At 73.8% G+C, this 13,266-nt stretch carries 12 protein-coding genes; 5 read left to right on the top strand and 7 right to left on the bottom strand.

The features are described 5' to 3' along the window. Nucleotides 1-68 precede the first annotated feature (68 nt). A complete protein-coding gene (gene polA / locus KVT14_RS11315; protein ID WP_217615762.1) occupies nt 69-2,771 on the bottom strand; it encodes a DNA polymerase I in 2,703 nt (900 codons plus the stop codon). A 76-nt stretch (nt 2,772-2,847) separates the two neighbouring features. Between polA and KVT14_RS11310 the strand changes: the two genes are divergently transcribed. Then, entirely contained in the window at nt 2,848-3,210 is a 363-nt protein-coding gene (locus KVT14_RS11310) for a PaaI family thioesterase (RefSeq protein ID WP_254630785.1), read from the top strand. Here the strand turns inward: KVT14_RS11310 and KVT14_RS11305 are convergent. Then, nucleotides 3,123-3,806 carry a GNAT family N-acetyltransferase gene (locus KVT14_RS11305; protein WP_308161034.1) on the bottom strand — a complete coding sequence of 228 codons (684 nt, stop codon included), beginning with the start codon at nt 3,804-3,806 and terminating at the stop codon, nt 3,123-3,125. The genes KVT14_RS11310 and KVT14_RS11305 overlap by 88 nt on opposite strands. A 487-nt stretch (nt 3,807-4,293) precedes the next feature. Between KVT14_RS11305 and KVT14_RS11300 the strand changes: the two genes are divergently transcribed. Genes KVT14_RS11300 through KVT14_RS11285 form a run of 4 tightly spaced genes read left to right on the top strand, consistent with a single transcriptional unit; the run spans nt 4,294 to nt 8,517 of the window. After that, the gene (locus tag KVT14_RS11300; RefSeq protein ID WP_308161033.1) at nt 4,294-5,664 is read left to right on the top strand and encodes a branched-chain amino acid ABC transporter permease; all 1,371 of its coding nucleotides are present in this window, start codon (nt 4,294-4,296) and stop codon (nt 5,662-5,664) included. Nucleotides 5,665-5,673: 9 nt separating this feature from the next. Next, nucleotides 5,674-6,660: a branched-chain amino acid ABC transporter permease gene (locus KVT14_RS11295; protein ID WP_147793690.1), complete on the top strand. Its 987-nt coding sequence runs from the start codon at nt 5,674-5,676 to the stop codon at nt 6,658-6,660. Next, nucleotides 6,650-7,654 (top strand): ABC transporter ATP-binding protein, encoded by a 1,005-nt coding sequence (locus KVT14_RS11290; RefSeq protein ID WP_217615758.1) that lies wholly within the window; start codon nt 6,650-6,652, stop codon nt 7,652-7,654. The genes KVT14_RS11295 and KVT14_RS11290 overlap by 11 nt, the downstream gene beginning before the upstream one ends. Next, nucleotides 7,651-8,517, top strand: a complete 867-nt coding sequence (locus tag KVT14_RS11285) for an ABC transporter ATP-binding protein (protein WP_217615757.1) — start codon at nt 7,651-7,653, stop codon at nt 8,515-8,517. Before KVT14_RS11290 ends, KVT14_RS11285 begins: the two co-directional genes overlap by 4 nt. Nucleotides 8,518-8,667: 150 nt before the next feature. On the opposite strand, the gene KVT14_RS11280 is transcribed toward KVT14_RS11285, so the two are convergent. The 5 genes from KVT14_RS11280 to KVT14_RS11260 form a co-directional block, all read right to left on the bottom strand. After that, entirely contained in the window at nt 8,668-9,060 is a 393-nt protein-coding gene (locus tag KVT14_RS11280; protein ID WP_217615756.1) for a DUF2277 domain-containing protein, read from the bottom strand. 61 nt (nt 9,061-9,121) lie between these two features. Further along, nucleotides 9,122-9,499, bottom strand: a complete 378-nt coding sequence (locus KVT14_RS11275; protein ID WP_217615755.1) for a VOC family protein — start codon at nt 9,497-9,499, stop codon at nt 9,122-9,124. Between the two features lie 139 nt (nt 9,500-9,638). Further along, complete coding sequence (locus KVT14_RS11270) at nt 9,639-10,904, bottom strand: ABC transporter substrate-binding protein (RefSeq protein ID WP_217615754.1); 1,266 nt, start codon at nt 10,902-10,904, stop codon at nt 9,639-9,641. Nucleotides 10,905-11,206: 302 nt separating this feature from the next. After that, nucleotides 11,207-11,833 (bottom strand): ANTAR domain-containing response regulator, encoded by a 627-nt coding sequence (locus KVT14_RS11265; protein WP_246855308.1) that lies wholly within the window; start codon nt 11,831-11,833, stop codon nt 11,207-11,209. 183 nt (nt 11,834-12,016) lie between these two features. Next, the coding region (locus tag KVT14_RS11260; protein WP_217615753.1) for a bifunctional diguanylate cyclase/phosphodiesterase at nt 12,017-13,266 on the bottom strand (1,250 nt) is incomplete at its 5' end.

Raw genomic sequence — 13,266 nt, 5'->3', positions numbered from 1 at the left:
GGCGGTTCCGTCCACCGGCCGGGGTGCGGAACCGACGACCTCGGGCGGAACCGACGACCTCGCGGACCTCAGTGCCCCGCGGCGTGCCAGCTCTCGCCGACGCCGACCGACACGTCCAGCGGCACCGACAGGTCGTAGGCCGCGCCCATCTGCGCCCGCACCAGGGTCTCCACCGCCTCGCGCTCCCCCGGGGCGACCTCGAGCACGAGCTCGTCGTGCACCTGGAGCAGCAGCCGGCTGCCGAGCCCCTGGGCGTCGAGCTCGCGCTGCACGCCGAGCATCGCCAGCTTGATGATGTCGGCGGCCGAGCCCTGGATCGGGGCGTTGAGCGCCATCCGCTCCGCGGCCTCGCGGCGGACCCGGTTGTCGCTCGTGAGGTCGGGCAGGTACCGCCGCCGGCCGAGGATGGTCGCGGTGTACCCGGTCGCCCGGGCCTCGTCCGCCACGCCGGTGAGGTAGTCGCGCACGCCGCCGAACCGGTGGAAGTAGTCCTGCATGAGCGCCGCGGCCTCGGACACGTCGATCTTCAGCTGCTGCGACAGGCCGTACGAGGACAGCCCGTACGCGAGGCCGTAGGACATCGCCTTGATCTTGGACCGCTGCGCGCTGGTGACCTCGTCCGTCGGCACGCCGAACACGCGCGAGCCGACGTAGGAGTGCAGGTCCTCCCCCGCGGTGAACGCCTCGATGAGGCCCTCGTCGCCGGACAGGTGCGCCATGATCCGCATCTCGATCTGCGAGTAGTCCGCGGTCAGCAGGGTCTCGTAGCCCTGGCCGACGACGAACGCCCGGCGGATCTGCCGGCCGGCCTCGGTGCGGATCGGGATGTTCTGCAGGTTCGGGTCGGTGGACGACAGCCGCCCGGTCGCCGCGATCGTCTGCTGGAACGTCGTGTGGATGCGGCCGTCGGGCGCCACCGAGCGGAGCAGGCCCTCGACGGTCTGGCGCAGCCGGATGGCGTCGCGGTGCGCGAGCAGGTGCTCGAGGAACGGGTGGCCGGTGCGGGCGAACAGGTCGGCCAGCGCGTTCGCGTCGGTCGTGTAGCCGGTCTTGGTGCGCTTGGTCTTCGGCATGTCGAGCTGGTCGAACAGCACCTCCTGGAGCTGCTTCGGCGAGCCGAGGTTCACCTCCCGCCCGATCGCGTCGTACGCCTCGCCGGCCGCGCGCTGCACCGCGGTGTCGTACTCCTTCTCCAGCGCGGACAGGTAGCCGGCGTCGGCCGCGATGCCGACGTGCTCCATGCGCTCGAGGACGCCCTCCAGCGGCAGCTCGACGTCGCGGAGCAGGTGGTCCGCGCCGCGGTCCACGAGCTGGCCGCCGAGCACGTCGACCAGGTCGAGCACCGCGGCCGCCCGGACGGCGCCGCGGGTGCCCTCCGAGGAGCCCTCCAGGTCCAGGTCGAGGGCGCCCTGGCCGGCCTCGTCCGCCACGGCGCCGAGCTCGCGGCGCAGGTAGCCGATCGCGAGGTCGGACAGGTCGTAGCCGCGGCGGTCGGGCTGCAGCAGGTACGCGCCGAGCTCGGTGTCGAACTCCACGCCCGCGAGGGTCAGGCCGCGCCCGGCGAGCGCGTGCCACGCCTCCTTGGCGGCGTGGAGCGCCTTGGGCTGGGCGGGGTCGGCGAGCCAGGCGGCCAGCGCCGCCTCGTCGGCCGGGGCGATCTGCGCGAGGTCGTAGGCCACGGCCTCGCCGCCGACGACGAGCGCGACCCCCCAGGCGTCGCCACCGGCCGGGGACGCCGAGCCCTGCACGTCCACCGCGGTGCGCGCGCCGGCGTGCCGCTCGAGCCACGCGGCCAGGCCGCCGTCGACCGGCGTCACGACGACCGGGCCCTCCGCCGGGCCGGCCACGTCGCCCGCGCCGTCGTCCTCGCCCGGGAGCATGGCGAACAGCCGGTCGCGCAGGGTGCGGAACTCGAGCTCGTCGAGGATGGTGTGCAGCGCCTCGCGGTCCCACGGGCGCGCGACCAGGTCCTCCGGGCCGAGCGGCAGCTCCAGGTCGTCGAGCAGCCGGTTGAGCTGGCGGTTGAGCAGCACCTGGTCGAGGTTCGCGCGCAGCGACTCCCCCGCCTTGCCCGTGATCCTGTCGACGTTCGCGACGATGCCCTGCAGGCCGTCGTAGGTGGCGATCCACTTGGCGGCCGTCTTGGGGCCGACGCCGGGGACGCCCGGGAGGTTGTCCGACGACTCGCCGACCAGCGCGGCGATGTCGGGGTACCGCGCGGGCGGGACGGCGTACTTGGCCTCGACCGCCTCCGGGGTCATCCGCGCGAGCTCGGAGACGCCCTTGACCGGGTACAGCACCGTGACGCGCTCGTTCACGAGCTGGAGGGAGTCGCGGTCGCCGGAGCAGATGAGCACGTCCATCCCCTCGGCGGCGCCCTGGCGGGCGAGGGTCGCGAGGATGTCGTCGGCCTCGAAGCCCGGCTTGTCGAGCGTCGGGATGTGCATGGTCGCGAGGACCTGCTTGATGACGTCGACCTGGCCGCGGAACGGCTCGGGCGACGCGGAGCGGTTGGCCTTGTACTCCTCGTACTGCTCGGTGCGGAACGTGGTCCGCCCGGCGTCGAACGCGACCGCCACGTGCGTCGGCGCCTCGTCCCGCAGCAGGTTCGCGAGCATCGACACGAACCCGAACACCGCGTTGGTGGGCTGGCCGGTGGAGGTGGCGAACTTGTCGACCGGGAGGGCGAAGAACGCCCGGTAGGCCATCGAGTGGCCGTCGACAAGGAGGAGTCGCGTCGCGTCAGTCACGGGTGCCAACCTATCGGGCATGGCTGACACCGACCTGCCGCCCGCCGCCGCCCCCGCCGACGCACCCCTCGGCTCCCACGTCCCGCCCGGCACGCTCATGGAGCGCATGGGCATCGAGATCCAGGAGGTCTCGGCCGAGCGCGCGGTCGGCACCATGCCGGTCGCCGGGAACGTGCAGCCGTACGGCCTGCTGCACGGCGGCGCCTCCGCGGTGCTCGCGGAGACGCTCGGCTCCTACGCCGCGAACGCGCACGCGGGCCCGGACCGGCGCGCGGTCGGGATCGAGCTGAGCTGCACGCACCACCGGTCGGCGACCGAGGGCGTGGTGACGGGGACCGCGACCGCGGTCCACCTGGGCGGCCGGGTCGCGACCTACGACGTGGTGGTCTCGGACCCGCGCGGCCGGCGGATCTGCTCCGCCCGGCTGACCTGCATGCTGATCGACGCCCGGCCGGCCTGAGCGGCCTCGGTCACCGTCGCGGCGCGTCCGGCCCGGGCGCGCCGGCGGCGGGCGATGAGGTCGTCCAGGCCCGAGCCGGCGCGTCGGCGGCCGGGCTGCGGCGCGTCCGCGGAGAGCTTGCGCTGCAGCACTTCGGTGCTGACCACGCGGTGGGCCGCCGCCGGGGCGAACCCGAGGCGCGCGAGGAACCGGTGCATGCCGCGGGCGCCGGGCAGCGGGACCGCGAGGACGTCGGAGGCGCCGACGCGCTGCGCCTCCTCCACCACGCCGCCGAGCAGCGCGTGCCCGACGCCGCGGCGCCGGGCGCCCTCCGCCACGTAGACCGCCTCGATGGACACCGTCACCTCGTCGGTGAACAGGCTCGGCCCGACGATGCGCGCGAGGACCAGGCCGCACAGCTCGTCGTCGAGCGTGCCCACCAGCCCGAGCGCGCCCGGCTCGGCGACCAGCGCGCCGATCTGGTGCCGCAGGCGGTCGGCGTCGTCGGTGCACAGCTGCGCGCCGACGAGCGACTCGGAGCGGGCCGCGAGGCTGAGGGAGACGAGGACGTCCAGGTCCTCGGGGCGAGCGGGTCGGACGGCGACGGGCGAGCGCACGGTACGACGACCTCCTGGACTACTCGGACGGCGCAGCGACTTCGGCGTCACCACGATCCTGCTGCGCCCCCCGCGGCATCGCCCGATCATGGCGCACGACCGGGGCCCCTGCCTAGTCGCGGGAGCGCTCCCGTCCGGCCGCCGCGCGCGGAGACGCAGGTCACCGCGCGGCACCGTGGCGCGTCTCACTCCACCGGGTGAACGCTGCTCCGTCCGGGCGGCGCCCTCGGCCGCACCGCCGCGCACCCCTCCCGGACGAATCGGACACACCGCACGGCGCGCCGACGTGACCTACGTCTCAAACGTGCCTGTAATCGCCCCGAAACGCAGCATCCCTACTGTCACGCCAACCCACTCGCGGCCTCCTGACCCTCCGCGAGCCCGCTGCCGACAGGTCGACACCGTCGACCACGACCGGACGGAGGACCAGGTGCGCCGAGTCGCGACCAGGGACCGTTCCACCGCCGGGGCGCCCGCCGCCCTCGGCGTGCTCCTCCTCGCAGTTCTCTTCCTCCTCGCCGTGCCGGGCACCGCCCGCGCGGCCGTGGCCGGGTGCGTCGCCGACGCCGCGACCGGCTGCATCAACGGCACCATCCGCACGGCGGACCAGCAACCCGCGGTCGGCGTCGTCCTCGACGTCGAGGGTCCGGGCGGGACCACGCAGGCCACCACGGACGCCGAGGGCCGCTGGACCGCCGCCGTCACCGAGGCCGGCGCGTACACGGTCACCCTCGACGAGGCCACGCTGCCCGCCGGCGAGACCCTGCGGGACCCCGCGCAGAACCCGCGCACCGTCACCGTCGCGCTCGGGTCGTCCGCCGGGGCGCTGTTCCCGCTGGGCGCGCCCGCGGGCAACGGCGGCGGCGACGGCTCCGACGAGGACCCCGACGCCGCGCCCGACCCGGAGAGCACCGCGCCCGCGGACAGCGCCGGCGAGGTCGGCGCCCCGGTGGGCAGCTCGGAGACCGGGTCGTTCTCCTGGGGCCGGCTGGCGCAGCAGGCCAGCAGCGGCCTCGTCTTCGGCGTGCTGCTCGCCCTCGCGTCGGTCGGCCTGTCGCTGATCTACGGCACCACGGGCCTGTCGAACTTCGCGCACGGCGAGCAGGTCACGCTCGGCGCGATCGTCGCCTACCTCGCGGTGCAGTCGTTCGGGCTGCCGCTGCTCGTCGCGGGCGTGGTCGCCGTGCTGGTCGGCGCCGCGTCCGGCTGGCTGCAGGACGCCGGGATCTGGCACCCGCTGCGCAAGCGCCGGGTGGGCACGACCCAGCAGATGATCGTCACGATCGGCCTGTCGATGGCGCTGCAGTACACGTACCAGTTCTTCTTCGGCGGCGGCGCGCTGCGCATCGTCACCACCACGCCGACGATGGTCACCCTCGGCCCGGTGCGGATCAGCGCCACCTCGCTGTGGTCGCTGCTCATCGCCGCAGTCGTGCTGGCGGGCGTCGCGTACTTCCTGCTCGGCACCCGCGTCGGCCGCGCCACCCGCGCGGTCTCGGACAACCCGGCGCTGGCCGCGGCCTCCGGCATCACGGTCGACCGGATCGTCCGGCTGGTCTGGGTGCTCGGCGCGGCGCTGGCGGCGCTGGGCGGCGTGCTCATGGGCCTCTACCTGAACGCGACCTCCTGGAACATGGGAGGCGCCCTGCTGCTCCTGATGTTCGCGGCGGTCACGCTCGGCGGCCTCGGGCAGGCGTTCGGCGCGCTGGCCGGGTCGATCGTCATCGGCCTGGTCGTCGAGATGTCGAACCTCGTCATCCCGAGCGACATGCGCTACGCCGGCGCCCTGCTCATCCTCATCCTCGTCCTGCTGCTGCGGCCCCAGGGCATCCTCGGCCGCGCCGAGCGGATCGGTTAAGGAGCCGACATGGACTGGTCCCGCATCCTCGTCAACGTCGCGGGCGAGATCTTCGCCCCGACGACCGCCGCCTACGCGCTCGCCGCCATCGGCCTCAACGTGCACTTCGGCCTCACGGGCCTGCTCAACTTCGGCCAGGCCGGGTTCATGCTGCTCGGCGCGTACGGCTTCGCGATCTCCACCATCGCCGGCTGGCCGCTGTGGGCCGCCGTGCTCGTCGCGATCGCCTGCGCCGCCGTGTTCGGCCTGCTGCTCGGCATCCCGACCCTCAAGCTCCGCGGCGACTACCTGGCGATCGTGACGATCGCCGCCGCGGAGATCGTCCGGCTCGTCGGCCGGTCGACCGCGCTCACCGAGCTGACCGGTGCCTCGTCGGGACTGCGCGGCAACTCCTACAAGGACTCGTTCCAGGACGCCTCGCCGTTCCCCGACGGGACGTTCGCCCTCGGGCCGTTCGAGTACGCGATGAACGCCTCGAACTCCTGGTGGGTGCGCATCGTCGGCTGGGCCGTCGTCGCGCTCGCCTGCCTGCTCGTCTGGCTGCTGATCCGCAGCCCGTGGGGCCGGGTGCTCAAGGGCATCCGGGAGGACGAGGACGCCGTGCGCTCGCTCGGCAAGAACGTCTACTCCTACAAGATGCAGGCACTGGTGCTCGGCGGCGTGATCGGCGCCGTCGCGGGCATCATCTACGTCCTACCACGCGCCGTGCAGCCCGACTCGATGGGACGCCCGATGACGTTCTTCATCTGGACGATCCTGCTGCTCGGCGGGGCCGCGACGGTGTTCGGGCCCGTCCTCGGGTCGATCATCTTCTGGGTGTCGCTCATGCTCATCAAGTCGGTCATGCGCGCCGGGGTGCCGGAGTCGATCATGCGCACCGAGCAGATCGAGCAGTTCGGCTGGATCATCGTCGGCGTCACGCTGATGCTCCTGGTGATCTTCCGGCCACAAGGCATCCTCGGCGACAAGAAGGAGCTGGCGATCGATGTCCGCTGACCTCCCCCGGGGCCACGTCCCCGCCGCCACGCCGCACGCCACCACCGCGTCCGGCCGGGACCGCGTCACCGCCGACCTGGCGCACGTCGCGCACACCCCCGGCGTGCCCAAGCCCGACGCGATCGTCGTCGCCGACCAGGTCACCCGGCACTTCGGCGGCATGACCGCCGTCGACGTCGGGCACCTCGAGGTGCAGCGCGGCGCGATCACCGCGCTCATCGGGCCGAACGGCGCCGGCAAGACGACGCTGTTCAACCTGCTCACCGGGTTCGACAAGCCGTCGACCGGCACCTGGTCCTTCGAGGGCCGGTCCCTGTCCGGGGTCTCGGCGGCGCGCGTCGCCCGGTCCGGCATGGTGCGCACGTTCCAGCTCACCAAGGCGCTGTCGCGGATGACGGTGATCGAGAACATGAAGCTGGGTGCCACCAAGCAGTCCGGCGAGAACCTGTTCACCGCGCTCGTCCCGCCGCTGTGGAAGGCGCGCGAGAAGGAGATCACCGAGCAGGCCGAGGAGCTGCTGGTCCGGTTCAAGCTCGACGCCAAGCGCGACGACTACGCCGGGTCGCTGTCCGGCGGCCAGCGCAAGCTGCTCGAGATGGCCCGTGCGCTGATGTCGAAGCCCACGATGGTCATGCTCGACGAGCCGATGGCGGGCGTGAACCCGGCGCTCACCCAGTCGCTGCTCGGGCACATCCAGGCCCTGCGCGAGGAGGGCACCACGGTGCTGTTCGTCGAGCACGACATGCACATGGTCCGGCACATCTCGGACTGGGTGGTCGTGATGGCCGAGGGCAGGATCGTCGCCGAGGGCCCGCCCGAGGACGTCATGGCCGACCAGGCCGTGATCGACGCCTACCTCGGCGCGCACCACGACACCGACCTGGGCGACGACGCGCTGCTGGACGACGGCAGCATCGAGCAGCTCGAGGCCGAGGAGCAGGCGAACCAGGCGGCGGCCGCGGCCGCCCCGACGACCGAGGAGGGCTCGCGATGAGCACCGCCGTGCAGGGGTCCGACCCCTCGACCGTCCACCGCGGCGCCCCCGCCGGGGAGCCGCTGCTCGCGGCGACCGACCTGGTGGCCGGCTACGTGCCGGGCGTGAACATCCTCAACGACTGCAACCTGGTCGTGCACCCCGGCGAGCTCGTCGGCATCATCGGCCCGAACGGCGCCGGGAAGTCGACGCTGCTCAAGGCGCTGTTCGGGCTCGTGACCATCCGGTCCGGCTCGGTCGTGCTCAAGGGCGAGGAGATCACCAACCACCGGGCCGACTCGCTGGTCCGGCGCGGCGTCGGGTTCGTGCCGCAGACGAACAACGTGTTCCCGTCGCTGTCCATCCAGGAGAACCTGGAGATGGGGCTGTTCCAGGCGCCGAAGCGGTTCACCGAGCGGTTCGACTTCATCGTCGACCTGTTCCCGGTGCTGGGCGAGCGGCGCAAGCAGCGCGCCGGGTCGCTGTCCGGCGGCGAGCGGCAGATGGTCGCCATGGCCCGCGCGCTGATGATGGACCCGTCGGTGCTGCTGCTCGACGAGCCGTCCGCCGGCCTGTCGCCGGTGCGCCAGGACGAGACGTTCCTGAGGACCCGGAAGATCAACAAGGCCGGGGTCTCGGTGGTCATCGTCGAGCAGAACGCCCGGCGCTGCCTGCAGATCTGCGACCGGGCGTACGTGCTGGACCAGGGGTCGAACGCGTACTCCGGGCCGGGGCGCGAGCTGATGCACGACCCGAAGGTGATCGAGCTGTACCTCGGCACGCTGGCGACGGACGTCGAGGCGGCAGCGGCGGACCGCCCGCCGACCGCACCCCCGGCGCCCCCGGCCACGCCTCCGGCGCCGTCGGCGCCGCCTGCCGGCTGAAGGCCGCCGCCCGTGGGCGGTTGATCGCGAGTGCACATCAGACACGTCGAGTGCCTATCCACTGGATAGGCACTCGACGTGTTTCGTAGGCACTCGCGGCGCCGGTGGGCGCGGCGCCGGTGGGCGCGGCGCCGGTGGGCCGGGGCGCCGTCAGGCGTGCACGTGCTCGTGCGGGTGCGCGTGACCGTCGTGGTCGTGCGCGTGGCCGCCGTGCTCGTGCACGTGGTCGTCGTGGTCGTGCTCGTGCGGGTGGTCGTGCTCGCCCTCGCCGTCGAACGGCGGCATGCCCAGGCGCGCGCGGACCTCCGGGCGCCGCAGCGGCGGGACCGTCGCCGGCGGCCGCCGCCGCTCGGGCAGCTCGTCGAGCAGCCGCGTCACGATGGCGGCGATCTCGTCGACCGCGCGGTCGAGCGGCTCGGCCGTCGCGGCGCTCACCGACTGCACGCCGGTGACCTTGCGGACGAACTGACGGGCCGCGGCCACGATCTCCTCGTCGGTCGCGGCGGGCTCGAGGCCCCGCAGCGTGGTGATGTTCCGGCACATGCCGCCCACGGTAGGTCGGCCCCCGCCTCCCGGGAAGACCCCGGCGGGACCGGCCCCCGCCTCAGCCGGCCGACGGGTACACGATCTGCTGCACGGCCCACCGGTTGCCGTCGGGGTCGGCGAAGAACAGGAACCGCCCCCACGGGAAGTCCTGCACCTCCCCCACGTCGAGGCCGCGGCCGGTGAGCTCGTCGCGCGCGGCGTCGATGTCCGCGACGACGAGCTGCAGCCCCTCGACGGAGCCGGGCGGCATCGTCGTCAGCCCGGTCCCGATCGCGATGGACGCGCCCGAGCCGGGCGGCGTCAGCTGCACGAACCGGATGCCGCCCCCGACCTCGTGGTCGTGGTCGAGCACGAAGCCGGCGCGCTGCGTGTAGAAGTCCTTGGCCCGGTCCACGTCGGAGACGGGCACCTGCACGAGCTCCAGTCGGTAGTCCATGCCCGGACGCTACGCCCGGCCACCGACACCGCCCTCGCCCGCCGGGGACGACCCAGGGCCCGGGACGCCGCACGCGTCCCGGGCCCTCGTCGCCCGGAGGCCGGTCCCCTGCTCCGGCCGGAGGCTCAGGCGTCCGTCGTCACTCGCCGACGGAGCCCTCGACCGCCTTCACCCAGACGTTCTTGTTGTCGGCGCCGTACTTGTACACGCCGATGAACGCGGACGACGGGTCGTTGTCCTCGTTGAACGGTCCGACGCCGGCCTGGCCGACGTACTGGATGTCCTCGCCCGAGTCGAGCAGCTCGACGCAGTCCGCGTACGAGGTGCACTCCTCGCCGCCGTCGGCGCCCGACACCGCGGCCATGTTGGCCTGGATGGTGGGGCCGTCGGTGCCGCCGCCCTTGACCGCCGCGAGGGCCGCCAGGATGGTCGCGTCGTACGACTCGGGGCCGTAGGCGTAGTCCGTCAGCGCCGGGTCGACCTCCTTGAGGCGAGCCTGGAAGTCGTCGCTCGGGAACGCGCCGGGGATGGTGCCCTGCGCGCCCTCGAGGGTGCCCGGGTCGAAGTCCGCGGAGTAGTCGGCGGTGTTGCCGTCGACCATGTAGATCGTGGCCGGGTCGACGCCCGCGGCGACGAGCTCCGGGATGATCTGCTTGGTCTGCTCGAACGCCAGGACCACGACGGCGTCGGGGCTGGTCGCCATGAGCGCGGTGACGTCGGTCGCGAAGCTGCTCGCGGCCGGGTCGAACTCCTCGCCCTCGTTGCCGTAGACGACCGTGGCGCCCGCGTCCTCCACGGTGGTCTTGACGACGTTGCGCAGCGAGGTGCCGTAGTCGTCGTTGAACACCAGGATGCCGATGTTCGCGTGGCCGTCGCCGGTGATGAGGTTGCCGAGCGCGGCGCCCTGGACGGTGTCCGGCGGCGCGGTGCGGAAGTAGAAGTCGGAGTAGCCCGACAGCGACGTGGCCGTATTCGCCGGGGAGATCTGCACGATCTCGGCGCCGGTGATGTCGTCGACGACGTTGAGCGTGACCGACGAGGACGCCGCACCGACGATGACCTGGACGTCCTGCGAGATGAGGTCGGTGACCGACTGGGTCGCGACCTCGGCGTGGTCGGCGTCGGACGAGTCCGCGTGGATGACCTCGACGTCCGAGCCGAGGACGCCGCCCGCCTCGTTGATCTCCTGGACCGCCAGGTCGACGCCCGCGATCTCCGGCGGGCCGAGGTACGCCAGCGTGCCGGTCTGGGGCAGCAGGGTGCCGATGATCAGCGGGCCGGCGTCGCCGTCCGCCGTCTCGTCGCCGCCCGACCCGCCGTCGTCGCCGCCGGCGCACGCGGTCAGCACGAGCGCGACGGCGCCGGCGAGAGCCGCCGCCTGGACGGCATGTGTCGTACGAATCATGCGTGGTACTCCTGTCGGTGAGTACTGCCTGCCGGGAGCCCCGGCCGGATGCCGGGGTGGTGCCACCGGCGGTGTGTGGCCGTGAAGGTATGCGCCCCATGTGTCCGCCGCGTGTCGTGCATGTCACACCGGATGACCGGTGCCGATTCGTGACCTTCCCGCGGGAAGACGCGGATCGTGGCACGACACGCCGCCCGACTGTGGCGTGGATCACATCGTGGACACGACAGGGTGCCCCGACAGCACGAGGCCCGGCCCACCGTGCGGTGGGCCGGGCCTCGGGGAGACTCAGGACGCGGGGATCAGGAGCCGCCGCCGACCTGGTCGATGACCGCGTCCGCGACCTCGCGCATCGTGAGGCGGCGGTCCATGGAGGTCTTCTGGATCCAGCGGAACGACTCCGGCTCCGTCAGGCCCATCTTGGTCATGAGCAGGCCCTTGGCGCGGTCGACGCGCTTGCGGGTCTCGAACCGCTCGGCGAGGTCGGCGACCTCGGACTCGAGCGCGGTGATCTGCGCGTAGCGGGAGATCGCGATCTCGACCGCCGGCAGCAGGTCGGCCGGGCTGAACGGCTTGACGACGTAGGCCATGGCGCCGGCGTCGCGGGCGCGCTCGACCAGCTCGGTCTGCGAGAACGCGGTGAGCAGCACGACCGGCGCGAGGTGCGCCTTGGCGATGCGCTCGGCCGCGGAGATGCCGTCGAGCACCGGCATCTTGACGTCCATGACGACGACGTCGGGCTTGAGCTCGGTCGCGAGGGCCACGGCCTGCTCGCCGTCACCCGCCTCGCCCACGACGTCGAAGCCCGCCTCGCGGAGCGTCTCGACGACGTCCATCCGGATCAGGGCCTCGTCCTCCGCGACGACCGCGCGGCGGGCCGGCTTGGCGGCCGCCTCGGGCGCCTGCTCGGCCGCGCGGGCCTGCGGGATGTCGAGGTCGAGGGTGGGGTCGGCGGCGTTCTCGTCGCCGCTCGGCGTCGCGTCCTGGGTGCTCACGAGGAGAGATTCTAGGACCTCGGGCGGTTCCGGCGCGTCCCCGCGCCTGTGAACCTGCGCACGCCGACCGGTCGGTAGCGAATGCGGCGCCCCGGCGGATCCGGGCGCGGCGACCGGTCAGGCCGCCCCGCCGACCACCGGCCGGGCGCCCGCCGCGTCGGTCGCGCCCGCCGGCCGCCCCCGCAGCCACCGCGCGAACGCGTCCGCGGGCATGGGCCGCGCGTGCAGGTACCCCTGCACCCGGTCGCAACCGAGCCCGTGCAGCAGCGCCTCGGTCTCGGGGTCCTCGACGCCCTCCGCGACCAGCCGGAGGCCCAGGTGGTGCGCGAGCTCGACGGTCCCGGCGACGATGGCGCGCGTCCGCGGGTCCGCGAGCGCCCGCGACGTGAACGACCGGTCGAGCTTCAGCTCCTCGGCCGGGAGGTCGTTCAGGTAGGCGAGCGAGGAGTCCCCCGTGCCGTAGTCGTCGATGCTCAGGCCGATCCCCCGGTTCGCCAGCCGGTGCGTGACCTCGACCGCGCGCTCCGGGTCGTGCATGAGGGTCGTCTCGGTGGTCTCCAGCACGAGCGCGCCCGCGGGCAGCCCCGACCGCGCGAGCGCCTCCTCGACCACGCCCACGAGGCCGGGCTCCCCCAGGCAGGAGGTGGAGAGGTTCACCGCGACGCGCAGGGGTCGCCCCTCCGCCGCCCAGCCGGCCGCGGCGCGGGTCGCCTGGTCGAGGACGTGCCAGGTGAGCCGGCCCATCAGGCCGTGCTCCTCCGCGAGGTCCAGGAACGCGGACGGCGGCAGGACCCCGCGCTCGGGGTGCTCCCAGCGCACCAGCGCCTCCGCGCCGACCACCCCGCCGTCGCCGGCGTCGACCTGCGGCTGGAAGTGCGTGGTGATCCGGCCGTGGCGCGGGTGCCCGTCCCCCTCGAGGGCGCGCCGCAGGGCGTCGACCCGCTCGCGCTCGTCGCGCGCCCGCGCGTCGGACTCGCGGTCGTAGAGCCGCACCCCGCCGCCGGCCGCCTTCGCGTCGTACATCGCGCCGTCCGCGCACCGCAGCAGCCCCGCCGCGCTGCGGGCGCCGACGGCGGTCGTCGCGACGCCGACGCTGGCCTCCAGCCGCACGACCCGGCCCTCGACGCCGATCGGCCGGGTGAGCTCGCGGCGCAGCTCGCGTCCCAGCGCCACGGCGGCGTCCGCGTCGGCGTCCTCGAGGGCGACGGCGAACTCGCCGCCGCCCAGCCGGGCCACCAGGCCGCGCCCGCCGACCGCCCCGTCGAGGCGCGCGGCGGCCGCCCGGATGACCCCGTCGCCGACCGCGTGCCCGAACCCGGCGTTCACCTCCTTGCACCGGTCCTGGTCAACGGCGGGGAGGGCGCCGC

Origin of the sequence: Cellulomonas sp. GbtcB1, from assembly GCF_019091725.1 — a bacterium.
Classification (GTDB): Bacteria; Actinomycetota; Actinomycetes; order Actinomycetales; family Cellulomonadaceae; genus Cellulomonas.
Note: the sequence above shows the minus strand (reverse complement) of the source record. Positions and strands in the feature narration are given on the sequence as shown.

Coding starts and splice junctions, on each gene's coding strand:
- KVT14_RS11275 (WP_217615755.1), bottom strand. CDS start 9,499: ATGGACTACCGACTGGAGCTCGTGCAGGTGCCCGTCTCCGACGTGGAC.
- KVT14_RS11310 (WP_254630785.1), top strand. CDS start 2,848: ATGGAGCGCATGGGCATCGAGATCCAGGAGGTCTCGGCCGAGCGCGCG.
- KVT14_RS11290 (WP_217615758.1), top strand. CDS start 6,650: ATGTCCGCTGACCTCCCCCGGGGCCACGTCCCCGCCGCCACGCCGCAC.
- KVT14_RS11270 (WP_217615754.1), bottom strand. CDS start 10,904: ATGATTCGTACGACACATGCCGTCCAGGCGGCGGCTCTCGCCGGCGCC.
- KVT14_RS11295 (WP_147793690.1), top strand. CDS start 5,674: ATGGACTGGTCCCGCATCCTCGTCAACGTCGCGGGCGAGATCTTCGCC.
- KVT14_RS11280 (WP_217615756.1), bottom strand. CDS start 9,060: ATGTGCCGGAACATCACCACGCTGCGGGGCCTCGAGCCCGCCGCGACC.
- KVT14_RS11285 (WP_217615757.1), top strand. CDS start 7,651: ATGAGCACCGCCGTGCAGGGGTCCGACCCCTCGACCGTCCACCGCGGC.
- polA (WP_217615762.1), bottom strand. CDS start 2,771: ATGCCCGATAGGTTGGCACCCGTGACTGACGCGACGCGACTCCTCCTT.